We start from the raw sequence: 22,173 nt of genomic DNA on the forward strand, positions 1-22,173 counted from the left end.
CGCCCGTCGCGGACGCGGCGACCACACCCGCGGACGGGGCTGCCACGAAATGATCGGGGCGCTTCGGCAATCCGATGGGCGGCAGCTGACCTCGCTGGCCACGCCCATCGCGCTGACCCAGCTCGCCCAGGTCGCGGTGTCCACCACCAATATCGCGCTGATGGGGACGCTCGGCGTGCGGGAAGTCGCCGCGGGCGGGCTGGCGCTGGTGCTGTTCAACCAGATTCGGACCATGTGCGTCGGGTTGATCACCGGGACCGGGAATCAGGTGGCCACCGTGGTGAGCCGCGCCGAGAAGCAGGGGCGGCGGGCCGAGGCCATGGTGCGGGAGGTGGTGCGGTCGAGTTTCCTGATCGCCACCGTGGCCGGATTGCTCGGCGGCGCACTGCTGATCGGGCTCGGATGGGCGTTGCGGTGGCTGGGGCAGGACGCCGCGGTGCTGGCGCAGGCGCGGCCGATGATGGTGGCGCTCGCGCCGGGACTGGTGCCGTGCCTGTGGTTCCAGGTGCTGCGGCAGTACACGGTCGGGATGCAACGGCCGCAGGCGCTGCTGCTGGTGACGCTCGGGTCGGTAGCGCTGAATCTGGTGCTGGCGCTGGCGTTCATGCACGGCTGGGCCGGGCTGCCGGCACTCGGGTTGACGGGCGTCGGCGTGGCGACCTCGCTGGTCTTCCTGATCACCTTCGGGGTGTTCTGGGCGATGGTGCGGCGGGATCCGAAACTGCGTGCGACGCTGCCGGTCCGGATGTGGCCGGTGCACGCGGCGACGGTGCGGGAGGAACTGCGGCTGGGGACGCCGATCGCGCTCACCTACGGGTCCGAGGCGGGCATGTTCTCGGTGCTGGCGCTGGTCATGGGGAGTCTCGGGGCGGCGGCGCTGGCGGCGCACAATGTCGTCTACCAGATCGTGTACATCGTGTTCCAGGTGGCGATCGGGCTCTCGCACGGGGCGTCGATCCTGGTCAGCCGGGCGGTGGCGCGCGACGAGTACTCGCACGCGCGCTCGGTGGCGTGGCTGGCGCTGCGCTACGCGGGACTGGTCGCGGCGCTCACCGGGCCGGCGTATGTGCTCGCGCCGGACTGGGTGTTGAAGCCGTTCCTGGCCGACAGTGATTCCGCCACCGTGGCTTTGGCGCACACGCTGCTGCTGATCGCGATCGTGCTGCAGTTCTTCGACGCCGCCCAGAACATCGGGGTGGGGTTGCTGCGCGGGCTCAAGGACACCAAGGCCGGGTTCCGGCTCTCGCTGGTGGGGTATTGGGGTGTGGGATTGCCCACGGCGCTGCTGCTCGCGTTCCCCGTAGGATTGGGCGCGGCCGGGGTCTGGTGGGGACTGACGGCCGGACTGGCCACCACCGCTGCCCTGATGCTGCGTCGCTACTTCACCCTGCTGCACGCACGTGAGCAGGAACATCCGCGAGTGCTGGCCGGTAGCCTCGGGCACTAGCCCGACACCCAAACCTCACCTTCCCGCAAGCATGCCGTCATTGTGCGCGGGCAATCTGGAAGAAACGGCCTGACGAACATGCCGGGGAGGATGTCCGTGCACATCTCGCGAGTCGCCGAATACGCCAGGGCGGACCATGTCCTGTTCCACTTCAGCGACACCCACCTGATCGCCGCCGACACCGAGCTCTACGGCGCGGTCGACGCGGAGGCGCGACTGTCGACGCTGCTGGGCCAGGCCGAGGCCAGCGGCATCGCCCCGACCGCCATCGTCTTCACCGGCGACCTCACCGACCAAGGCGAGCCCGGCGCGTACCGCAAACTGCGGGACCTGGTGGAGCCGTGGGCCGAACGCATCGGCGCCCCCGTCGTCTGGGTGGCGGGCAACCACGACGAGCGCGGCGCCCTCCGTGAGCACCTGCTCGACGAAACCCCTTCCGCCGCACCGTTCGACGCCGTCCACCTGTTCGACGGCCTGCGCGTCATCGCCCTCGACACCACCGTCCCCGGCCACCACTGGGGCGAGATCACCGATGCCCAATTGGCCTGGCTGCGTGACGTTCTCGCCGAACCGGCCCCCTTCGGCACCATCCTCGCCATGCACCACCCGCCCATCCCCTGCGTCCAGGACCTGGCCGTCCTGGTGGAGCTCCGCGACCAGCGCCGCCTGGCCGACGTCCTCGACGGCACCGACGTCCGCGCCATCCTCGCCGGCCACCTACACCTGTCGAGCACCGCCACCTTCGCCGGAATCCCCGTCTCCGTGGCCTCCGCGACCTGCTACAGCCAGGACATGTCCGCGCGCGACGGCGGTCAGCGCGGCCGAGACGCCGCCCAAGCCTTCAACTACGTCCACATCTACCCGGACACCATCGTCCACTCGGTGGTCCCCATCGGCCACGGCCCCACCGTCGGCAAACCCGCCGACCCCGACCAGGCCGCCGCCAAGCTCGCCGAAGCCGGCATCGTCATCCCACCCGCGGCCCGCATCCCCCACGTCCTCCGCCACCGCACCGAAGCCTCCGAATCCGACGGCGAAACAGTCCTCTGAGCAATGCCCGCGCGTCGGATGGCGTGTAGCGGTGAATTCGCCTGCACCGGACTTCATTCGGCGTAGCTTGCCCGAATATGGCTGACCCGCCGAACAATCCGCACGACGCCTTCTTCCGCCACGTCCTGGCAAGACCCGCCAATGCTGCCAGCGAGCTTCAATCCGTGCTCCCGGCCGCCGTGGCGAGGCCCGCGGCAAAGTAGAGGGCCGTGCAGAGGCATTACGGGAACTGCTGTCGCTGAAGTTCGGGGAATTGCCCTCATCGATCATCTCGACCGTGCGCGCCGCGGATTTGCCCCAGCTGCGAACCTGGTCCGCACGAGTACTGACCGCCACCAGTCTCGACGAGGTATTCCGGTTGAGGACGCTGCCATACACGCACGTCCAGAGATCACCGCGATAGTCTCACCGCTGCTGGTACTCACATGCGATCTTCACAGGTGGTGTAAACGCTGGGGAGGCGACCCGCTATGACTGATCCGTTCCACGATATGAGCCCCGACGAGGTCGCGAAGATCAAGGACCGCCTCGTGTATTCGGGCGAGACCGTGAACGAAGAGGATCTGGGGATCACCATCGGTCCAGGCGCCGAACCCGTTTTCGTACCGCGTTCTATCAAGATGCCCTACGACGCTTAAAGCGTGGTCGGAGCGGGTGTTGACCGCTGACAGCCTCGACAAGGTGTTCCAGTAACGGATGTGACAGTCGAAGCCGGGCCGGGATTCGTCCTCGGCCCGGCTTCGACTACTGGCTCAGGGGGTCGGGCGGGGCCATTCGATGTGGGTGGGCTGGGTGGGGCCGTCGTCGTCGGTGTCGAAATCGGCGCGGGGGTTGAAGAAGCTCCAGATGATGCCGAGGACCAGGATGACCCAGAGCAGGATCTTGCCTGCTTGGGAGACCAGGAGGGGGCGGGTCGGGGAGACGGGGGTGAAGCCGGGCGGGAGGGCGGCCTCCGGTTCGGGGAGGGGGCCGTCGCCGAAGACCTGCTTGACGTAAGTGGGGGTGAGCATGAGCCAGTAGGACTCGGTGCGGATCTGGACTCGGAGGACTGCCGAAGTCGCCTGGAAGAGGGCGGCTGGCATGCGGCCGGTGATCAGGACGATCAGCCAGACGATCGGGGAGATGACCATCCAGCCGGTGGAGAGCCAGGTGGCGAGGACCTGGATGGGGAAACCGAGAATGAAGCGGAACAGGACGGCCCAGCGGTTGAGACGGGTGGGGGCCGGGAACAGTACGCGCACCGGGTAGTTCACGTCGGTGTCGACGGTGAACGGGGGGTACTCGTCGACCAGCAGATAGAGGTAGCCCTCCACGCGGGCCGTGTACGCGACCGTCCAGCGGAGGTAGTCGGCGCACCACTGGGGCAGGGCTCCGGTGATCAGGGCGCCGAACCAGCCGATGATGGCCACCACGAACTGGCCGAGGACCAGGATGAACAGCACGAACAGGTGCGGGATGGCGAGGATGAAGCGGATCAGGACGGTCCAGCGGCGCTGTTGCGCGGGCGGGAAGACATCCAGGTCGACGCTGGGCTCGAGTATCGGCTGCGGCGGCGGCATCGACGCCGGCGGCATCGGCGGGTATTCGACCATGATCGCGCCCTCGCTTCCAGATCCGTGATCGGCGGAAAGTGACGTTTCCCGGTCAGCGTCCCACATGAATCAAGGAGCGCGCCGAGGGCGCGCTCCACGAATTCAGGACAATGGGATGGGAATCGGGACGATCAGTTGATCTTGACGCCGAGACCGTAGTCGAGGGTGCGGTGCTGCGGCGAGGTCACCACGACCTCGTAGGAGCCGTTCACCGGCAGGGTGAACTTGGCCCACTGCTGCCCGGAGGTCAGGGTGCCGGTCGGGCCCTTCACCGTGACCACCACGTCCGACCAGTACGGGGCCGCGCTGACGATCATCGTCTGCCCGCCCCGGGCATCGAGCTTGTAGTGGTCGCTGTCGAACCCCTGCAGGTGGCCGCTGACGAAACCGTTGTCGGAGCCGTAGGCGAAATGGATCTGACGGGTCTCGTCCGCGGCGGCCGAACCGGTGCCCAGAATGGTGGCGGCGGAAGCGGCGGCGAGAACGGCGGAGGCGATGAACTTCTTTTTCATGCCGTAAGCGTCGACCCCGGCACCAATCGGATTCCAACAGAAGACTATTGGCCGAGATCCCGCCGCCAACGGTCACCAGTTGGGCGGCGCGGAGATCCTCGACCCGAACTCCTCCTCGTACCAGTCCTCGTGACTCAACGAGTCCGGATGCCCAGCCGACTCCTCCGCTGCTCGCGACTCCGCCCAAGCCCGCTGTGCATCAAGCTCTTGTTGCTCTCCGCGCGCCCACATCTCCGCGTACTCGGGCGGGAGCTCAATTTCGTCACTCAGTGGTCGCTCCCGCAGATTCGAGTCCGATTGTTGCGGTAGTCCTCGTACATCTGCTGCCCGACGCTGACGCCGCCACCGATCTTGTACAGCAGCTCCTCGATACCCACATAGCGAGAGTTGACCTCATATGCCTGCCCGGTGCCGATGACATCCCACGGTTTCAGGTGACCGTTCTCGAAGAGATCAGGATATTGCTGCTGCAATTCCGGCGAAATGGTCATCTTGGCCAGGGCGTTGTAATTCCATTCATCGAAGTTGGGCCATGGTTCGGAACACAAGGCCGGTTTCTCGCCGACAGGCGCTGACGGCTTGTCCGCGCAGGCTGTCATCCAAGGAACCACCATCAGCACCATGATCACGCCACCAGCTCGAAAAGCGCGCTTCTCCAGTTTCATCGCCCCTCCGGTCGTCCAGGTAGACCCGTGGCTACCTTGTCGTAGGCCTTGCTCCGCTGCACTCCGCCGTCAGAATCGCCGTCGAGCTTGTTCAGGAGCTCAGTCAGGCCGGCCGTATTCGAGCTAACGTCGCCCGCCTGCCCACTGGTCAGGATGTCCCACGATTTGAGTATCCCGTTGTCGAACAGGTTGGGATACTGCTGCTGTAGGTCGTTCGGTATCTGGGCCTGGCTGAGGATGTTATGGGTCCGGAATTCATCGTTCGGCCTTGTCAATTGGGGCGTCTCGCCCGGTTGGGGCTTCGGACCGATCATCGACTCCTTGATGGGATCGGCCTGTCCGTCTGCGAGGTCCCACACGATATCGCCGGTCAGCGGAAGCCGTTTGACGGCGATCGCGGTAACCGACTTACCAGTACTGAACCAGCGTTCCTTTCGCTCATATGCATCCTGAGCTGCTTGGTTCTTGTCGGCGACACGGTCCTTGGATTCCTCGAGTAGTCCGGCGTCGACGAGTCCGTCAATCCGCCCCGAGATTTCCAAGAACCGTGTTGCTTGTGCTGCTCGTGGATCATGCGCGAATTCGACCTCGCTGGCACGCGCGGCTCTCGCGGCCGCCTCAGCGAAGATTTTGCCCGCTTCGTCGTCGGTATTCATCAGCGAGAAGACATGTCTTGTCCCACGGAACGAACCGTTCCCGTCAGGGTCAACCCAGCTCTTCCCATGCTCATACGAAACATCAAATCCGGCTTTGTGCGCGCCGTTGTCGGCTGCGAGCTGATCGATATAGGGGCTCATGCTGGTCGAGAGCTGGCGGATCAGGAGGGGGTTGCGTTGCCCGGCGGATTGGCTGTTGTCTCCCGCCAGGTTGGCCAGGTGCTTCCAATGTTCGTCGTCGGCAGTGTATTTCGCGACGGCGCTCATGATGTTGCCCTCACGCTCGGCGGACTTGACGTCGATCTTGTCGTTGGGGTTCTCGATGGTTGCGGCGTTATCGTCGAAAGCGAAGAGCTTTGCCGCCGCCTGGCCGTCGTCGTACCAGTCACGGCTGAGGGTGTTGCCGATGAAGCGCTGGCCCTTGTCACCGTCGGTGACTATGTCGCGGACGGCGGCTTTGTCGTCGCCTACGGCGTTGAAGATTTCTTGGACCGACTTCGAGACCCAAGGGGTTTCGACGTTGGAGGGGTGCGACTTCGCCATGGAGACGGAGGCGTCCATGTAGGCGCCGGCCTTCTCGAGGAGGGATTTGTCGAGGTCGCTGCCCATGCGGTAGCGGCCGTCGCTCGCTCCTGCGATCTTGGCGAGGGATCGGGTTCTATCGAGGTCCTGGGTAGTGAGCGTTTGGTTGCCGCCCGGGGAAACCAGGAGGCCGGTTCGTTGAGTCAGTGAGTCGCGCATGGTGTCCGGGAGTTGGTTGAGACCACCCATGCCGCCGTTGGGAAGATCCTTGTCGCCCTGCTGGACCGGGCCCGCGGACACCTTTGGGTTGGAAACGATCTGGAGCGAGTTGGCGAGGGCCTGTTCGGCGTCCGGCGGGAGCTGGTCCATGATCTGTTCGATCTCCTGGGGGCTCTTGCCGTCCAGGGAGTTCGAGAGCTGGATCAGGTATTCCATCTGCGAGGCGGGGATCACGGCGGTGTCGCCCGCGCGCAGGGCGTCGATCTGCTCCTGGGTCAGTTGGCCCGCTTCGATCATTCGACGCGACGCCACATCGTTCAGCTTCGTCGGATCCTTGGCCAATTGCGTGCCGTCGGCAGCGCCCTGTTCGGAACCCAAGGACGCGGCCGCGGTGAACGCCGCCGCCAGACCCGCACGGGCAGCGTTCAAGGCGTCCCGCACGGTGCCGTCGGCGGCCATCGCCTTGCGGGTGTAGTCCCACAGATCAGTGGCCAGCTCGTTCGCCTTCGCCTGGTCGGCGGTGTCCTTGGCGAGGACCATCAAGGAGGGGCCCACGTACCAGCCACGCCCCTCAACATCGGCGAGGACGTTGCGAGCCTTCTGCAGCGGGTCATTGATTTCCTCGTAGCCCTGCCGGGCACGGGTCGCCAGCGCGTCGAGCTTGTCGGCGAGCGCCTGCATCGTCTTCAGATCCGCAGCCGCCCGCGACTGCGCCGCCTCGGCCGACTTTCCCTCCCAATGGGTTCCGTTGACCTGGGTGACCGCGTTGTTGTACTTGGTGAAGACGGCTTCCAGGTTGTCGCCGATCCACACCCACGACGCGGCGAACCGGTTGAGGATCCGGGGGTCGGCGGTGCGTAGCCACGCCAGCGGATTGTCCGTGGTCACTACGCGTTCTCCACCGTCCAGTCCCCCGTGGCCTTGCGGTAGACGTCGACGAACGAGTCGACCGAGGACTCCTCGGCCTTGGCGAAGGTCTTGGCGGCATTGATCATCACGTCGCCGGTCTCGCTCAACCGTTCCTTCGCGGTGGGGATCAGCGAATTGTCGATCAGGTCCGCCATGATCTGCCCGGCGGCCACACCCGACAGCAGTTTCTCGTCGGGGCCCGCGGTCGCCGCCGCGGCGGGCTTGGCCTTCGCCGCTTCCCCCGCCAGATCGTGCAGCTTGCCGCCGAGCTTTTCGAGAATGTCCAGATCCGCCTTGAATGTCATCAGTCCCCCGCTTCAAACTTGATCGACTGACCGGAACGTATCCGACACCGCATGGACGATCAACTGACCGACCGGTCGTGTTGCAGGGGATCGCAAGCGGAAGACGCTGCTCAGCGGGTGAATTCGCCGTTAGCGACGCCCTTGGTGAAGGCATCCCACTCGGCAGTGTTGAACTCGAGCATGGTGCCGTAGGTTTCGCTGAGAGTCGCGCTGCCGTCGGCGAAGACGTTGATGATCAGCTGATCTCCGATTCGGCCGGACCCGCCGCTCAACACCAGATCCAGGAAGGCGGGCCAGATGCCTGGAGTAATCGCGAGCGTCGGCTGATCGGGGCTCGGGCCGGTGTACTTGCTGTCGCGAATGAGGACACGGTCGACGCCGTGGGCGATCTCCACGCAGGTGTGGTCGCCGCCGCTGAAGGTGGATTTCCGAAAGCCCCACATCGGGCTGGTCTCCTATCCGATCTTTCTTGCGATCTTATCGATCAGCTCCAGAGACTCCCCTTGGCTGAGCGCGATGCGCTCCTCCTGCTCGAAAAGATACTCCAGCGCGTCGACTCTTCTCCCGTCCTCGACAATCTCACCCAGCGGCCCGTTCTCCATCCAGCCGAGGACCGGGAGCCAGGGCGAATCGAACGAGAGCAGATGAAAGGTGGAGGCGTTCAACGAGGCAAGCGACGTACCGGCTTCGAACGGTATGACCCGGATGCTCAGCGTGTCCGGGTGCCGATCCGCGAGGACGCTCAAGTGATGCAACTGATCTCGTTGGATGGCAGGGCTACCGACCTGATACATCAAGGAAGCTTGTCCCATGACAACCGACAGACGCATCGCATTCGGACCTTCGAGTCGGCGTTGCCGATGTAGACGTGCGCGCAAGCGCTGCTCAGCCTCCGTCGGCCGGTAAGTCGTGCCACTCGATTTCATCAGCGCGCGCATGTAGTCCTCGGTTTGCAGCAGCCCCGAAACCACCGCGTTTTCGAAGCTGCGCATCGCGCTCGCACCGCTTTCGAGCCCGCAGTACCGCAGCAACGGGTCGGTAAACAGAGCACTGAACTCCGCGAACGGCAGGCTGCCCTTCGCATCCTCACGCAGCGCGAGGAGTTCGTCCTGTTCGTCGGGATCGAACTCGAGCAGCTTCACCAGCGCCGACAACTTCTGCTCGGTCAGCACGCCGCGGCCCTTCACGAGCTTCGACCAGTACTGCGGGCTCACGTCGATAGCGCGTGCGAGTGTGTGGGCCTTCTCGCCGCGTTCTTCGGCACGAGAGCCGATGCGCAGCATCAGTTCCCAGCGAGCGATCGTCGGAGATACCGGTGCCATCGGACATAGATCCTTCCCTGCAAGGAGCTGCCATCACCGTAGCCGAGGATGCACGAGCCAAGCACACGCTTCGTTGTGCGGTTGACTAAACCGACGTATTCTCTGTGTATAGCGGCGAGGGCCGCCATCTATTTAAACCCATGATCTGCAAGCGTATTCAGCGAGGAGCTGGCGTAATGATTTGGGACATTTGGTTTTTACTTCTGATTACAGTCACCGGCGCGTCACTGCTGGGCTGCACGCGATGGGGGTTCGCCGATGCGAGCCCCGCCGCACCGAGTGACTCGACGCTGGTCACCGGGGGCTTTCCCTGCGTCCCACTACGGAACCGCCACCGCGTCCGCGGTCGGCATCGCGCGTGGTGAACGCCGCCCCTCCCCAATTCCTGCTCGTGATTCGGAGCCGATGATGACCAATCCCTATATCGCCCCGTCCGATCCGCCCCGGCGGGTTCGGACCGACAGCGTGAACGAGGCCCCGCCACGCTCCTGTAGTGAGCAGTGCGCGCAGGACGAATGCGCACAGTGCGACGACCGGGAGGGGCCGCGATCATGATCTGGCTGCCCGACTGGGTGAAGGTCGCTGCGCCGGTGCGGTTCCGGATGACCGGCCGCGACGATGCGGACTGCGTCATCACCGCCGTCTCCTCGACCGGCCGGGTCACCCTCTGCAATGGCGAGTGCTTCTCCCCCACCCATCTGACACCCGGAAGCCACGACGCCGCACGCTACTTCGAAAAGCTCAATCGCCTCTCCGGGGTGACGAAGTCCGCCCGCAGACCATGACGCCGGACGAACCCGGTGCGCGGAAGTCAGCGTGTCGCAACGTGAGTGCGGGTGGAATCGACTGGCGACCAAGGATCCGGAGCGACTCGGTCCCCACGCAGACCGCGCCTGATTCGAACGCCGTCATGGCGGCCGCGGTGGTTTCCGGCATCTCCCAGGGGGCCGGGGCCGGGAAGCACAGTTGTGTCCGACGGTGCCGACAGATCCGCGCCGTGACCGGTCGCTGGTGAAAATCGTTCTGCCGACGCCGATTCGGGCGCTCCCTCGGGCATTCGGCACGAGGCCGGTACGGGGGTCAGAACATCGACCGATCGGTCGGGATCGGTGCGCGTGGGTATCGTGGCAATGGCAGTGCCACCGCGAGTTCCCCCCGTCGGACCGCCCGTCGCCACCGCTGTCCGGAGTCGATGGCACTTCGGACCTTGCGGACGGCAGGCACCTGTGTGAGCAGGTGTAGCTGATACCGCCACGGCATTTGCAGCCCGTGCCGAACCGACATCGCATAGGCGAACTGCACGGCGCCGCGATCTAGATACCGGTCGGCGTGTTCGAACCAGGCCATGCTGGTGCGGGCGGCGGCCTGTATCGGGCGCAGCGCAACGCGCCGCTGCGCATCGTAGTCCGCCAGCGCGTCAGCGACGTCGTCGTGCTCGTACAGGGTCTGTGCGAGCACGACAGCGTCGACGATCGCCAGCCGGGTGCCCGAGCCGATGGTGAAGTGCGTCGTGTGCGCCGCATCGCCGAGCAGCACCACGTTGTCGTGATACCAGGTCTTGTTGGTCACCTCGGGAAAGCGGCTCCACCTCGCGAACTCGCCTCGCGATTTGCTGATCAACGAGTGACCGCCGAGAGCGCGCGTGAATATGTTCTCCAGAACACGCAGATTCTCCAGGTTGTCCAAGGAATCGAATCCCAGTCCACGCCAAGTCCGTGGTTGGCACTCGACGATGCAGGTACTGATCTTCCCGGCAACCGACGGGTAGGCATGGAACCAGATCCAACCGGCCGAGGTGTGTTCGAAGGCGAAGGTGAATCGGGTGAAGACCTTGTCCGTGCCGAGCCAGATATATCGATTCTCGCCGAGCGTGACGGACGAGCCGAAACGCTGATCACCCAACTGCCGTACCCGGCTGTTCGCGCCGTCGCAGGCGACGATGAGATCCATGTCGTCGAAGCCGGACAGATCGTGGACCTCTCGCCCGTGCTGGACATCGACGCCCAGATCGCTCGCCCGCCGCGAAAGCACGTCGAGCAATGCCGCGCGCCCCATACTGAACCCGTAGCCCCCGAAATGCGCGGTCTGGTCGTCGCGCACATGGATAGCCTGTCCACGCCACAGGACCGACCCAGCACGCACCGCCCGAGCGCTGTCGGGATCATTCCGATACAGAATGTCAAGCAAGTCATCCCAATACACGACGCCCCAGCCATAAGTGGCCCCGGGAGGATCGCGTTCGATCACCGTGATGTCATGGGCCGGGTCGCGCCGCTTCATCGAAATGGCGAAATACAACCCGGCCGGCCCGCCACCGACACACACGATCTTCATCTCGTCATGAGCTCCAGCCCGTTGGTCGAACCTGGCTTCACACGGGTCATCCTCGATCAACTGAGCCCGGCACGCTGAGTGTCGCCCGGGCTCAGCCACCGATGCTAGAAGCTACCCCAGCCACCCAAACCGGGCAGATTCCACCAGCCGTTTCCCCCTCCCCAACCCGGTCCGTTTCCCCAACCAGGACCGTCACCCCAACCCTGGCCATTTCCCCAACCCCAACCCTGGCCGTTTCCCCAACCCCAACCCTGGCCGTTTCCCCAACCCCAACCGTGGCCGTTTCCCCCTCCCCAACCGTGGCCGTTTCCCCCACCAGGACCGTCACCCCGACCCGGGTTGTCGACTAGTTGGGTTTCCGACGTGGGCGTTGTTGCTTGCGCGGTAGGCGCTTTCGCTGCGGCCGTGGCGATCGGAATCGCGGCAATCGCGGCAATACCGGCGGCGGCGGCCAATCTGGCGAACCTGGTGCGTGAACTCTTTCTCTCGGTCATGATAAGGCTCCAAAATGCTGTCCCGACCGGCTGGAATTCTACGCGCTTTCGCCGGACTTCAGAAGTGGTCGCGGTGTAGCGACGAGGGTCAGGCCGCACCGGATTCGAATGCCTTCATGGTTCCCGCAATGGCGTCCGGCTTCTCCCAGGGGGCCGGGTCCGGGAAGTAGGTTTCCAGGAATTCCGAGACCGCGCGGACGCGTTCGGTTTCCGGGACCTCGGGGAAGCTGCCGTCGTTGAGGCAGAAGAAGTCGACGTTGCGGCGTTTTGCCAGGCTGTCGAGGAGGGCCAGGCCGGTGTGGCTGGTGGTGTCGACATAGCGCATCTTCGCCGCTTCCTGGGGGACCGCACGGCCGGTGAGCAGGGCGTAGTAGTGGTAGAGGGAATTGGTGACCGAGATATCGGTGGCGGCGCGGAAGCGGCTGGCGCGGGTCCGGGCGAAGTCCTCGGCGAAGACCTGCTCCATTTCCAGCAGCACGCTGCGGCGCAAGGGAACCGGGGTGTGTTCCAAGTGGCGGGTGATGACGTTCCCGAAACGCTGGGACAGCAGGGCGCGGTTGACGCGGGCCGCGTTCTCGAAACCGCTGCGCCGTTCGTTGTTCGCGCCCGGGCCGATGCGGGTGCCCGCCTCGATGTAGCGGCTGATGCCCGCGGGGGTGAAGAACATGGATGGGCGCACCGGGCGTGCGAAGAACATATCGTCGTTGGAATAGAGGAAATGCTCCGACAAACCGTCGATATGCTGCAATTGGCATTCCACCGCATGGGAATTGAAGATCGGCAGGCCGCTGATATCCGAGAAGTGGTCCACCGCGCGGACGATGGTGACCTGCGGATCATCGCCCAGCCAGTCGGGGACGCGGGAATCGGTGGCGATGAAGATGCGGCGGATCCACGGCGCGTTCTTGCGGACCGAGCGCAGCGCGTAGCGCAGTTCGTCGATCTGGCGGATGCGGGCGTCGGCCTCGTCGCCCTCACCGACCACCACCTGCGCCAGCATTCCCGCACGGCGGGCCCGGAATTCGGGGTCGGAACCGTCCACCCAGGAGAAGACGATGTCGATGTCGAAGCCGACGTCGGCGGGGTTGGGCGTGAACATCCCCGCCAGGGTGGGCCAGCTGGCGTCATAGAGCAGCACGGTCGTGGGCTCCACGTCGGCGAGGTCGAAGACCATGCGGGTCAGCGCATTCGGGCGCGGGCATTCCACGGTGTCGCCGTGGTACTCCCACAGTTCCAGTTCCACGTGATGCGCCGGATCCAGATCGCGGCCGAGCCGGAAGACATTGTGCGGCTTCTCATTGCACGAGAATCCGGCGACCATGGCCGCCCCCAGTACGCGTCTCAATGCGGCTCTGTGGCCGCTGTCCACGGCCAGCACCAGCCTGTGGTCGGCATCGCGAACCAGCAGGTAGGGGACGTCCGCGGCGGCCAGTTCGGCGCGCAGGTAGCGCAGGTCGTCGATCACCGGTTGGGAAACCACCAGATTCGCGACCGTCGCGCTGCCCACCATCTCCACCATCTCCGGCTGCTGCCCCGCACCCATGTCCGCCATCGCCGTCTCCGCTCTCTTCGTACTGTTCACCTCACGTCTTCGCGGCGTCACGCCGGCACGCCGCATACTGGCCCGGGACACGCCCGGGTCGGCACACGCCGTGAAATCTGTTGTGCAGTCAGAAGAACGGAGCGAACGGGTGCTTCGGGTGTGTTTCCACAGGCGATCTTCACCGGGCGGTCATCGGCCGGCTACTCGCGTGACCCCGCTGGGTCGAGGGACTGTAACGAATGATGCAACCGTTATCGCTTCTCGTCAATCCGTTTCCCCGCAGGTCCTGAGGTGTTTTCACAGTCGTAACGGACGAAACACCCGTATCTGGCACGCCTGGGTCCACTTGCGGAGGCCAGCGGGCCAGCGCGGCAACGGCATACACTTGCGGGCAGCACAGTCCAGCCCGCTGTGCGAACCCAGATGGTGAGGGGACACAGATGGTAGCCGACGCCCGGGAACGTCAGGAGCCCTCGACGGACACGCAACTCGACCACCCCGAACTGGACGTTCTACCCGATTGGCCGCTCGACACCATCGCGGTCCTGGTGACCACCGATCCCGCCCCGCACGCCATTCCCGTCTCCTGGCCGGTGCGCGCCGGCGACCGGCGAATCCTGCTCAGCCTCAAGTCGGATCGCGGCTCGCTGGCCCGGCTGCGGGAGCGGCCGGAGCTGGCGCTGCTCATCCTGAGCGGCGGCGATGTGGCGTTGTGCGCCCGCGGCACCGGCAAGGTGATCGCGGATCCGCTGCCCGGCGCGGACGATTACGTGGCGGTGGAATTGACCGTCGACGTGATCGACGACCACCGCCAGTCGGCCTTCGCGGTGGTCTCGGGAATTCAGCGCACCGTCCTCGACGCCACCGAACTACGCTATCTGGAGAATCGGGTCGCCACGCTCAAAGCAATGGCGGCCGACCGCAACTGAGATCGAAGGAGATCGTGTGTCTGTCAGCTTGGCCAAGGGCGGAAATGTCTCGCTGTCCAAACAGGCCCCGAATCTGACCAAGGTCGCGGTGGCGCTGGGCTGGGATGTGCGCACCACCACCGGCGCCGACTATGACCTCGACGCCAGCGCCATGGCGTGCGGCTCCAATCAGCGGGTGCTGTCGGACGCGCATTTCATCTTCTACAACAACCTGCGCTCTCCCGAGGGCACCATCGAGCACACCGGTGACAACCTCACCGGCGCGGGCGACGGTGACGACGAGGTGATCAATGTCGACCTGGCCGCCATGCCGCCGACCATCACCAACATCTTCTTCCCCGTCTCCATCCACGAGGCCGATGTCCGCCGCCAGTCCTTCGGCCAGGTCCGCAACGCCTACATCCGCGTCATCGACGCGGTCACCAGCGCCGAGCTGGCCCGCTTCGACCTCACCGAGGACGCCTCCACCGAAACCGCCATGGTCTTCGGCGAGCTCTACCGCCACGGTGCCGAATGGAAGTTCCGCGCCATCGGCCAGGGCTACGCCTCCGGCCTGGCGGGGATCGCCCGCGACTACGGCGTGAACGTATGATCGTCGCCTTCTCGGTGACACCCATGGGCGTCGGCGCGGACGTGGGCCGCGCCGTCGCCGAGGCCGTCCGCATCGTTCGCGCGAGTGGCCTGCCCAATGAGACCAACTCGATGTTCACCACCATCGAAGGTGAATGGGACGAGGTCATGGCGGTGGTGAAGCAGGCCACCGACGCCATCATCGCGGTCGCCCCGCGCTGCAGCCTCGTCCTCAAGGCCGACATCCGCCCGGGCGTGACCGGCGCGATAACGACGAAGGTCGAAGCGGTCGAGCGCTACCTGTCCGAGGACTGACGGATCACAGGGGAGTCTTTGACGTAATGATTCCGTCAAAGTATGCGTCAGGGCTCCGCCTCGACGAAAGGGTGGTCAGCGCCCTCCATGACATCGCCATGTCCGGCAGGGTCCGCCGCACCCGCTACGAGCGGGCCGAGGGACTGAGTGTGCAACAGGCGCAACGGGATCTGCGCGACCTGGTCACGCTGGGGGTACTCGAGCCCGTAGGACGCACTCGGGCGCGCTTCTACACCGCGGGACCAACCTATCCGGCAAACGTAGTGGACGTCGTGAACACGCCGATCACACTCGAGCAGCCATACAACCCGACCAGCTGGCTGTCACGGCGGTCAGGAGATGCGCTGGCGGAGCCAGGCGGGGATCTCGTCGCCGGCCCGCGGGTAGGTGGCGAGTTCGCGGCGGCATTCGTCGGGCTCGGGAATGGGGAGCCAGTCGGGAATTTCCTTGAAGGACAAGGTGAATTGCGCCTTGGTGGAGTCGGCGCGGAGCAGGACCTGGCCGCTGAGCCAGGTGCCGGTCATCTGGTCGTAGCAGACTTCCTTCAGGCGGTTGAGCAGCATGAGCACTTCCTCGGAGGGTTGTAGCTCCTCGGAGGGGACGCCGGACTCGGGGACCTCGGGGACGGGGGTGCCGGACAGCTCCAGTTGCAGTCCCGCGTGGCCGTCGTCACCGACCAGGGAGAACCACAGCACCGCGAGGGTCCAGCCGGTGGGTAGCTCGTCGGTGAGGGCGCTGACCAGGGCGCTCTCCACCATGTCGCGATCGGCAGAGCGGGGCGCGGCGGGCGGTTCGGGGGCGGCGGCGGGAGCGTCCTCCACGGTTCTGACCACCAGGCCGGGACAGTGATCGCGCATGACCTCCACGACCACGGGCACCGGCGCGGGTAGGCGTTCGGCCACGATGTACAGCGGGCGGTCGATCTGGCGGCGGGCGATCACATCGCCGAGCGCCCGGACCCGGTGCCGGAACTCCTCCGGATCGCGCAGCACCACTTCGGCGAAGAGTTCGGTGCGCCCGCCCTTGCGTAATCGGCCGACGCCCAGCCGGATCCGCTCCACCTCGCTCCACGCCACGTGCGGGAAACCGCGATACGTGAAGCCGTGATCATTGAGCAGCAGCGTCGGCTGCGGGCGGAACAGATCGTCGGCCATGGTGTAGACGCCGAAACCGAACACCGCCATGAGCACTCCGGCCACGACCCGCATGACCGGATGTTCCGCGTCGTTGAACACCACGAAACCCGGTAGCACGGACATCACCAGGAAGAAGACCAGCGCGACGATCGCACCCGTTCTCCGCGGGTAGTACTCGGTGATCGATTCGCGCCCCGAAGCATGCACCCCTGTGACGCTAGCCGAAACCGGCCCCGCGCAACACCGCCGTTATCGCCCGGCATCGCCACCGCTATGCCGAATTTGCCGGGAATCACCATGATTCCAGGTCCGTCCGGTCGGCGGGTCAGCCGTGCGGCCAGTACCGATGCCAATCCTCGGCGGTCAGCGCGTCGCGCATGCCTCGATCGATTTCCGCGGCGTCCTCGGCGGCGCGCACCGTGGCGGCGAAGTCGAGAGTGGCCTTGCGCAGGCGTTCTTCGGCGCTGTCGGGGCCGCCGAGCTCCACCACCCGCAACGCGGGCGGAATCAGCTCCTCCGGTAAACCCGCCTTGATGCCGCGCGAGCGCACCTTCTCCGCGAGCGCCAGCGCGGGCTGCGCCATGGCGATCCCGTCGAGGCAGGAGCGCCGCGCCTTCTCGGCGGATTTCCGCTCCTCCCAAGCCTTTTCCTGCGCCGCGATCTTCTCCGTCACCGACGCGCCGGGAGCGGTGAAGGCGTCGAGCGCGTCGCTCAGGTGCGGGCTGCGGTGCACCAGCTTGGCGACCAGCGCCGCCGCCACCTCCGCGACCGTGAATTCGCCTGCGGCCTCGGCGATCCGGGAGTGGAACAGCACCTGCAGCAGCAGATCGCCGAGCTCCTCCTTGATGGTCTCGGCGTCCTCGTCCTGGATGGCGTCGAGCAGCTCGTAGGTCTCCTCCAGCAGATAGGGGCGCAGCGAATCGTGGGTCTGCGTCACCTCCCAGCCGCCGAAGTTCCACAGCCGATCCATCACCTCGACGGCCTCACCCAGCGCCTCGGTCATGCGCGCGGTATCGGCCGCGACGCCCTCCCCCGATGTCATCGGTCGGCCATCACCTCGGCCGGAACCCGGACATCCACGGCGCCGGGCGCCTTTCCGTCCAGGGCCAGCAGCAGATCGGCCACGAACTGCAGCACCTGGACGTCGCGGACGCGGGCCGCGCCGACACTGTCCTCCACCCGCGGCAACGGCAGCTGGACGATGCCGGTGGCCGCGCGGTAGGTGGCGTTCGGGTAGAGCCGCTTGAGGCGCAGCTGCTTGGAGTCCGGCAGTTGCAGCGGCGACACCTTCACCGTGGTCCCGGTGACGCCGATCTCGGCGATCGAGTAGGCGCGGGCCAGCAACCGCAGCTTGGCCACCGACACCAGGCGGCCCACCTCCACCGGTAGCGGCCCGTACCGGTCCACCAGCTCCTCGACCACGGCCGAGAGCCCCGAATCATCCTGAGCGGCGGCGAGTTTGCGGTACGCCTCCAGGCGCAGGCGGTCCGAGGTGATGTAGTCCGGCGGGATGTGCGCGTCCACGGGCAGGTCGATGCGCACCTCCTTGACCTCCTCGTCGACCGAGATCGGCCGGCCGTCGGCGGCGGCGCGATACGCCTCCACCGCCTCCCCGACCAGGCGCACATAGAGGTCGAAGCCGACGCCCGCGACATGGCCGGACTGTTCGGCGCCCAGCACGTTGCCCGCGCCGCGAATCTCCAGGTCCTTCATGGCCACCGCCATGCCCGCGCCCAGATCCGAGTTCTGCGAGATGGTGGCGAGCCGGTCGTAGGCGGTCTCGGTGAGCGGCTTCTCCGGCGGGTACAGGAAGTAGGCGTACCCGCGTTCCCGCGACCGGCCGACCCGGCCGCGCAGCTGGTGCAGCTGCGAAAGGCCCAGGGCATCGGCGCGTTCCACCAGCAGGGTGTTGGCGTTGGAGATGTCCAGACCGGTCTCGATGATGGTGGTGCACACCAGCACATCGAATTCCCGCTCCCAGAAGCCCTGCACGGTCTTCTCGAGCATGTCCTCGTTCATCTGCCCGTGCGCGACCACCACCCGGGCCTCCGGCACCAGGTCGCGAATCTTCTTGGCCGCCTTGTCGATCGACGACACCCGGTTGTGCACGTAGAACACCTGGCCGTCGCGCAGCAGCTCACGGCGGATGGCCGCGGCCACCTGCTTGTCGTTGTAGGCGCCGACATAGGTGAGGACGGGATGCCGTTCCTCGGGCGGGGTGAGGATGGTCGACATCTCGCGGATGCCCGCCAGCGACATCTCCAGGGTGCGCGGAATCGGCGTGGCGGACATGGTCAGCACGTCGACGTGCGTGCGCAGCGCCTTGATGTGCTCCTTGTGCTCGACGCCGAAACGCTGCTCCTCGTCGACGATGACCAGGCCGAGATCCTTCCAGCGCACGCCCGTCTGCAACAGCCGGTGCGTGCCCACCACGATGTCGACATCCTTGGTGGTCATGCCCTCCAGGATCTCGCGCGATTCGGCGGCGTCGGTGAAGCGGGACAGGCCCTTCACCACCACCGGGAATCCGGCCATCCGCTCGGTGAAGGTCTGCAGATGCTGTTGCGCCAGCAGCGTGGTCGGCACCAGCACCGCCACCTGCTTGCCGTCCTGCACCGCCTTGAAGGCCGCGCGCACCGCGATCTCGGTCTTGCCGTAGCCGACGTCACCGCAGATGACGCGGTCCATCGGGACCGCCTTCTCCATATCGGACTTCACCTCGGCGATGGCCGAGAGCTGGTCGACGGTCTCGGTGAACGCGAACGCGTCCTCCATCTCCTGCTGCCACGGGGTGTCCGGGGCGAAGGCGTGGCCGGGCGCGGCCTGGCGGGCGGCGTAGAGCTGCACCAGCTCGGTGGCGATCTCGCGAACCGCCTTGCGCGCCTTGCGTTTGGTGTTGGCCCAGTCCGAACCGCCCAGCTTGGACAGCGACGGCATCTCGCCGCCGACATAGCGGGACAGCTGGTCGAGGGAGTCCATCGGCACGAACAGCCGGTCGCCCGGCTGGCCGCGCTTACCAGGCGCGTATTCGATGACCAGGTACTCGCGGCGCGCGCCGCCGATGGTGCGCTCGATCATCTCCACGAAGCGGCCGATGCCGTGCTGATCGTGCACCACCATGTCGCCGGCGGTCAGGGCCAGCGGATCGACCTGGTTGCGGCGGCGGGCGGGCAGCTTCTTGCCCTCACCGGGCGCGGTGACCCGGTTGCCGGTGAGGTCGGATTCGGCGATCACCACCAGTTTGGCGTCGTCGAACACCACGCCGTCATGCAGCGAACCGCACAGCACGCCGACCAGTCCGCGGACCGGTTCGGCGCCGGCCTCCAGCGCCGCGGCGGGCACCTCGGCATCGGCGAGGCGTTCCAGAATGCGTTGCGCCGTACCGTGTCCCGCCACCACGATGACCGCGCGGCCGCCGGTGGCGACGTGCGCGCGCAGCGAGGCGAAGATGGTGGCGACCAGTTCCTCCGAACCGCGCGCGGAGGCGGCGGCCAGCACCGGCAGCACGATCTCGTCCGGGGCGTCGGCGGCCAGCGGGCTCAGCGTCCACCACGGCAGGCCGCGGCGGTCGGCGTCGGTGCGCACCACGTCCAGGCCGCGATAGCCGGAGGCGGCCAGGTCCAGGCCGTGCGCGCCCAGCGGCGCGGCCCCGCCGAAGGAGGCAGCCGTCCACGACGCCTCCAGGAATTCCTGCCCGGTGCGCACCAGGTCGGCGGCACGGGTGCGGACCTTCTCCGGATCGCACAGCAGCACATGGGTTTCTGCGGGCAGCGCGTCCACCAGCAGCTGGAGTTCGCCGGGCTGCAGCACCGGCAGCAGCGCCTCCATGCCCTCCACCGGGATGCCCTCGGCGATCTTCTCGAGCATCTCGACCAGCGCGGCGTCGGCCGGATTGTCGGCGGCCACCTGGGCGGCCCGCTCGCGCAGGGCGTCGGTCAGCAGCAGTTCGCGGCACGGCGGCGCGACCACCAGATCGATCGGCACCTCGTGGATGGACCGCTGGTCCTGCACCGAGAAGGCGCGCAGTTCGGAGACCTCGTCACCCCAGAACTCCACGCGCACCGGATGATCCGCGGTGGGCGGGAAAAGGTCCAGAATGCCGCCGCGCACCGCGAATTCGCCGCGCTTGCCGACCATGTCGACCCGCTCGTAGGCGAATTCCACCAGCCGCGTGAGCAATTCGTCGAAGTCGAACTCGGCGCCGGGTCGCAGCACGATCGGCTCGACCTCCCCCAGCCCCGCCGCCATCGGCTGCATGAGCGAGCGCACCGTGGTCACCACCACCCGCAGCGGCCCGGTCACCCCCGGATCCTCAGGATGCGCCAGCCGCCGCAAAACCTGCATCCGCCGACCCACGGTGTCCGCCCCCGGCGAGAGCCGCTCGTGCGGCAGCGTCTCCCAGGACGGGAACAGCGCGACCGAATCGCCCAGGATCTCGGTCAGCTCCGCGGTCAGATCATCGGCCTCGCGCCCGGTGGCCGTCACCACCAGCAGCGTCCGCTGCCCGGCAATGGTCGAGGCCACGAACGGCCGCACCGCCGACGGCGCGACCAGCCTGGCCTCCGCGCGCCCGATCAGGCTCGCGACCTGCGTCAACGCGGCGTCGGCACCCGCCACCGCAGCAAGTCCCGACAGGGGCGGACGGTCGGTGGTCATGGGAAGACTCCTCGGCGCAGAATCAGCGTTTCAGACGGCCAACCGAGTCTAGTGGCGCGCGCTGACAACCCACGATGCGCCCAGCCACACACCGCCCACCGGTTCGCGGCCCGCCCCGGCCTGGACTGCGGCTTGATAGACCTCCGCCTTGGAGCGGGGGAGCGAAGCGGAGGAGCGGAGGAGGGAAGGCCGGGGTTACGAGGGCCGCGACCGCCTCTCTCCACCCTGCGGCTTGCCCGGAGCGAAGCGGAGGGCAAATGTCACTGCACGTAGCGCCGGAGGCGGCGGGCGGCGAACTCGCGGAAGTAGGCGACCTTCTCCTGAGGGACGATGCTCGGCAGGAGGAAGTACCAGGCGCGTTCCATGCGGGTGGCCATCTGGTCGATGGAGTCGGTGCTGACCGCGACGATATGGACGCCGGTGGTCATCTCCTGTAGGAGCATGCCGATGGTGTCGGGGTCGAGGTCGGGCTCGAGGTCGCCCTGGGCGATCGCGCGTTCGGCGAGCAAACGGTGCGTCTCGCCCCAGGTCTTGGCGATGTTGTCACCTGTCGCGCCGCGGTAGTCGCCGATCTGGTGGGTGAGTTTGAGCATCGCGCCGACCATCGGGTCGTTCATGGTGAGATCGGCGACCACGTAGGTGATCCCGATGCACGCCTCCAGCGCGGGCACTCGCGGATCGAAGAAACCCTGGCATGCGCTGATCAGTCGCTCGTTGCCCTGATCGACGACCGCGCGCGCCAGTTCTTCCTTGGAGCCGAAGTGAAAGTACAAGGCGCCCTTGGTCACATTCGACTGCGCGATGATCTCGGACAGGGACGCGTTCGCGTAGCCCAGTCGGAGAAAGACATCGGCAGCGCCCGCGAGCACGGAATCGCGAGTGATCTCCGCACGCGCTTGCCTAGCCATCAGATCCGCCCGTCATCAAACCAGCCATCCTGAAGTAGACCGCCATCCCGAAGTTGACCGACATCACAGTTCGAACAGCACTCGAAGGA

Annotated in this window: 22 protein-coding genes; 9 read left to right on the forward strand and 13 right to left on the reverse strand. The window is 66.4% G+C overall.

Going from position 1 to position 22,173, the window contains the following annotated elements; all coding sequences use genetic code 11:
* Positions 1–49: 49 nt before the first annotated feature.
* From ACFV4K_RS14895 to ACFV4K_RS14910, 4 genes are all read left to right on the forward strand, one after another.
* A complete protein-coding gene (locus tag ACFV4K_RS14895) occupies positions 50–1,447 on the forward strand; it encodes an MATE family efflux transporter (RefSeq protein ID WP_379275172.1) in 1,398 nt (465 codons plus the stop codon).
* A gap of 96 nt (positions 1,448–1,543) precedes the next feature.
* Positions 1,544–2,497: a phosphodiesterase gene (locus ACFV4K_RS14900; RefSeq protein ID WP_379275174.1), complete on the forward strand. Its 954-nt coding sequence runs from the start codon at positions 1,544–1,546 to the stop codon at positions 2,495–2,497.
* 77 nt (positions 2,498–2,574) lie between these two features.
* Positions 2,575–2,700: an Rpn family recombination-promoting nuclease/putative transposase gene (locus tag ACFV4K_RS14905; RefSeq protein ID WP_379275176.1), complete on the forward strand. Its 126-nt coding sequence runs from the start codon at positions 2,575–2,577 to the stop codon at positions 2,698–2,700.
* A gap of 267 nt (positions 2,701–2,967) precedes the next feature.
* Complete coding sequence (locus ACFV4K_RS14910; RefSeq protein ID WP_379275177.1) at positions 2,968–3,135, forward strand: hypothetical protein; 168 nt, start codon at positions 2,968–2,970, stop codon at positions 3,133–3,135.
* 114 nt (positions 3,136–3,249) lie between these two features.
* On the opposite strand, the gene ACFV4K_RS14915 is transcribed toward ACFV4K_RS14910, so the two are convergent.
* The 7 genes from ACFV4K_RS14915 to ACFV4K_RS14945 form a co-directional block, all read right to left on the reverse strand.
* Entirely contained in the window at positions 3,250–4,089 is an 840-nt protein-coding gene (locus ACFV4K_RS14915) for a DUF4389 domain-containing protein (protein WP_379275179.1), read from the reverse strand.
* A gap of 131 nt (positions 4,090–4,220) precedes the next feature.
* Positions 4,221–4,601 (reverse strand): hypothetical protein, encoded by a 381-nt coding sequence (locus ACFV4K_RS14920; protein ID WP_379275180.1) that lies wholly within the window; start codon positions 4,599–4,601, stop codon positions 4,221–4,223.
* 266 nt (positions 4,602–4,867) lie between these two features.
* Positions 4,868–5,266 carry a hypothetical protein gene (locus ACFV4K_RS14925; protein WP_379275182.1) on the reverse strand — a complete coding sequence of 133 codons (399 nt, stop codon included), beginning with the start codon at positions 5,264–5,266 and terminating at the stop codon, positions 4,868–4,870.
* Entirely contained in the window at positions 5,263–7,551 is a 2,289-nt protein-coding gene (locus tag ACFV4K_RS14930; RefSeq protein ID WP_379275183.1) for a hypothetical protein, read from the reverse strand. Before ACFV4K_RS14930 ends, ACFV4K_RS14925 begins: the two co-directional genes overlap by 4 nt.
* Positions 7,551–7,877, reverse strand: coding sequence for a hypothetical protein (locus ACFV4K_RS14935; protein ID WP_379275185.1), 327 nt, complete (start codon positions 7,875–7,877; stop codon positions 7,551–7,553). The genes ACFV4K_RS14930 and ACFV4K_RS14935 overlap by 1 nt, the downstream gene beginning before the upstream one ends.
* 110 nt (positions 7,878–7,987) lie before the next feature.
* A complete protein-coding gene (locus ACFV4K_RS14940; RefSeq protein WP_379275187.1) occupies positions 7,988–8,320 on the reverse strand; it encodes a DUF397 domain-containing protein in 333 nt (110 codons plus the stop codon).
* A 12-nt stretch (positions 8,321–8,332) separates the two neighbouring features.
* Positions 8,333–9,199, reverse strand: coding sequence for a helix-turn-helix domain-containing protein (locus tag ACFV4K_RS14945; RefSeq protein ID WP_379275188.1), 867 nt, complete (start codon positions 9,197–9,199; stop codon positions 8,333–8,335).
* 551 nt (positions 9,200–9,750) lie between these two features.
* On the opposite strand from ACFV4K_RS14945, the gene ACFV4K_RS14950 reads away from it, so the two are divergent.
* Positions 9,751–9,984, forward strand: a complete 234-nt coding sequence (locus tag ACFV4K_RS14950) for a hypothetical protein (RefSeq protein WP_379275190.1) — start codon at positions 9,751–9,753, stop codon at positions 9,982–9,984.
* A 295-nt stretch (positions 9,985–10,279) separates the two neighbouring features.
* Here ACFV4K_RS14950 and ACFV4K_RS14955 read toward each other — a convergent pair whose 3' ends face one another.
* Positions 10,280–11,533, reverse strand: a complete 1,254-nt coding sequence (locus ACFV4K_RS14955) for an FAD-dependent monooxygenase (RefSeq protein WP_379275192.1) — start codon at positions 11,531–11,533, stop codon at positions 10,280–10,282.
* A 405-nt stretch (positions 11,534–11,938) separates the two neighbouring features.
* On the opposite strand from ACFV4K_RS14955, the gene ACFV4K_RS14960 reads away from it, so the two are divergent.
* Positions 11,939–12,106, forward strand: a complete 168-nt coding sequence (locus ACFV4K_RS14960; RefSeq protein WP_379275194.1) for a hypothetical protein — start codon at positions 11,939–11,941, stop codon at positions 12,104–12,106.
* A gap of 9 nt (positions 12,107–12,115) precedes the next feature.
* Here ACFV4K_RS14960 and ACFV4K_RS14965 read toward each other — a convergent pair whose 3' ends face one another.
* Positions 12,116–13,570, reverse strand: a complete 1,455-nt coding sequence (locus ACFV4K_RS14965; protein ID WP_379275206.1) for a stealth family protein — start codon at positions 13,568–13,570, stop codon at positions 12,116–12,118.
* A 440-nt stretch (positions 13,571–14,010) separates the two neighbouring features.
* On the opposite strand from ACFV4K_RS14965, the gene ACFV4K_RS14970 reads away from it, so the two are divergent.
* From ACFV4K_RS14970 to ACFV4K_RS14980, 3 genes are read left to right on the forward strand one after another with little or no spacing between them, the layout of a single operon-like run.
* Complete coding sequence (locus tag ACFV4K_RS14970; protein ID WP_379275196.1) at positions 14,011–14,499, forward strand: hypothetical protein; 489 nt, start codon at positions 14,011–14,013, stop codon at positions 14,497–14,499.
* Positions 14,500–14,515: 16 nt separating this feature from the next.
* On the forward strand, positions 14,516–15,091 hold the full coding sequence (locus ACFV4K_RS14975) for a TerD family protein (RefSeq protein WP_379275198.1): 576 nt from the start codon (positions 14,516–14,518) through the stop codon (positions 15,089–15,091).
* Positions 15,088–15,384: an MTH1187 family thiamine-binding protein gene (locus tag ACFV4K_RS14980; protein ID WP_379275199.1), complete on the forward strand. Its 297-nt coding sequence runs from the start codon at positions 15,088–15,090 to the stop codon at positions 15,382–15,384. Before ACFV4K_RS14975 ends, ACFV4K_RS14980 begins: the two co-directional genes overlap by 4 nt.
* 332 nt (positions 15,385–15,716) lie before the next feature.
* Here the strand turns inward: ACFV4K_RS14980 and ACFV4K_RS14985 are convergent, their stop codons facing one another.
* The 4 genes from ACFV4K_RS14985 to ACFV4K_RS15000 all read right to left on the reverse strand — a co-directional run bounded on the left by ACFV4K_RS14985 (position 15,717) and on the right by ACFV4K_RS15000 (position 22,084).
* A complete protein-coding gene (locus ACFV4K_RS14985) occupies positions 15,717–16,727 on the reverse strand; it encodes a hypothetical protein (protein WP_379275200.1) in 1,011 nt (336 codons plus the stop codon).
* A gap of 118 nt (positions 16,728–16,845) precedes the next feature.
* Positions 16,846–17,562, reverse strand: a complete 717-nt coding sequence (locus ACFV4K_RS14990; protein ID WP_379275201.1) for a MazG family protein — start codon at positions 17,560–17,562, stop codon at positions 16,846–16,848.
* The gene (gene mfd, locus ACFV4K_RS14995) at positions 17,559–21,176 is read right to left on the reverse strand and encodes a transcription-repair coupling factor (protein WP_379275202.1); all 3,618 of its coding nucleotides are present in this window, start codon (positions 21,174–21,176) and stop codon (positions 17,559–17,561) included. Before mfd ends, ACFV4K_RS14990 begins: the two co-directional genes overlap by 4 nt.
* Before the next feature lie 260 nt (positions 21,177–21,436).
* Positions 21,437–22,084 carry a TetR family transcriptional regulator gene (locus tag ACFV4K_RS15000; RefSeq protein WP_379275203.1) on the reverse strand — a complete coding sequence of 216 codons (648 nt, stop codon included), beginning with the start codon at positions 22,082–22,084 and terminating at the stop codon, positions 21,437–21,439.
* Positions 22,085–22,173 lie beyond the last annotated feature (89 nt).

Origin of the sequence: Nocardia sp. NPDC059764, from assembly GCF_042732555.1 — a bacterium.
Lineage (GTDB): Bacteria > Actinomycetota > Actinomycetes > Mycobacteriales > Mycobacteriaceae > Nocardia.

What these genes read in the sequence shown, in the direction of transcription:
- ACFV4K_RS14895 (WP_379275172.1), top strand. Translation starts at nt 50, where the DNA reads ATGATCGGGGCGCTTCGGCAATCCGATGGGCGGCAGCTGACCTCGCTG.
- ACFV4K_RS14905 (WP_379275176.1), top strand. Translation starts at nt 2,575, where the DNA reads ATGGCTGACCCGCCGAACAATCCGCACGACGCCTTCTTCCGCCACGTC.
- ACFV4K_RS14910 (WP_379275177.1), top strand. Translation starts at nt 2,968, where the DNA reads ATGACTGATCCGTTCCACGATATGAGCCCCGACGAGGTCGCGAAGATC.
- ACFV4K_RS14915 (WP_379275179.1), bottom strand. Translation starts at nt 4,089, where the DNA reads ATGGTCGAATACCCGCCGATGCCGCCGGCGTCGATGCCGCCGCCGCAG.
- ACFV4K_RS14920 (WP_379275180.1), bottom strand. Translation starts at nt 4,601, where the DNA reads ATGAAAAAGAAGTTCATCGCCTCCGCCGTTCTCGCCGCCGCTTCCGCC.
- ACFV4K_RS14925 (WP_379275182.1), bottom strand. Translation starts at nt 5,266, where the DNA reads ATGAAACTGGAGAAGCGCGCTTTTCGAGCTGGTGGCGTGATCATGGTG.
- ACFV4K_RS14935 (WP_379275185.1), bottom strand. Translation starts at nt 7,877, where the DNA reads ATGACATTCAAGGCGGATCTGGACATTCTCGAAAAGCTCGGCGGCAAG.
- ACFV4K_RS14940 (WP_379275187.1), bottom strand. Translation starts at nt 8,320, where the DNA reads ATGTGGGGCTTTCGGAAATCCACCTTCAGCGGCGGCGACCACACCTGC.
- ACFV4K_RS14945 (WP_379275188.1), bottom strand. Translation starts at nt 9,199, where the DNA reads ATGGCACCGGTATCTCCGACGATCGCTCGCTGGGAACTGATGCTGCGC.
- ACFV4K_RS14950 (WP_379275190.1), top strand. Translation starts at nt 9,751, where the DNA reads ATGATCTGGCTGCCCGACTGGGTGAAGGTCGCTGCGCCGGTGCGGTTC.
- ACFV4K_RS14955 (WP_379275192.1), bottom strand. Translation starts at nt 11,533, where the DNA reads ATGAAGATCGTGTGTGTCGGTGGCGGGCCGGCCGGGTTGTATTTCGCC.
- ACFV4K_RS14965 (WP_379275206.1), bottom strand. Translation starts at nt 13,570, where the DNA reads ATGGGTGCGGGGCAGCAGCCGGAGATGGTGGAGATGGTGGGCAGCGCG.
- ACFV4K_RS14970 (WP_379275196.1), top strand. Translation starts at nt 14,011, where the DNA reads ATGGTAGCCGACGCCCGGGAACGTCAGGAGCCCTCGACGGACACGCAA.
- ACFV4K_RS14980 (WP_379275199.1), top strand. Translation starts at nt 15,088, where the DNA reads ATGATCGTCGCCTTCTCGGTGACACCCATGGGCGTCGGCGCGGACGTG.
- ACFV4K_RS14990 (WP_379275201.1), bottom strand. Translation starts at nt 17,562, where the DNA reads ATGACATCGGGGGAGGGCGTCGCGGCCGATACCGCGCGCATGACCGAG.
- mfd (WP_379275202.1), bottom strand. Translation starts at nt 21,176, where the DNA reads ATGACCACCGACCGTCCGCCCCTGTCGGGACTTGCTGCGGTGGCGGGT.
- ACFV4K_RS15000 (WP_379275203.1), bottom strand. Translation starts at nt 22,084, where the DNA reads ATGGCTAGGCAAGCGCGTGCGGAGATCACTCGCGATTCCGTGCTCGCG.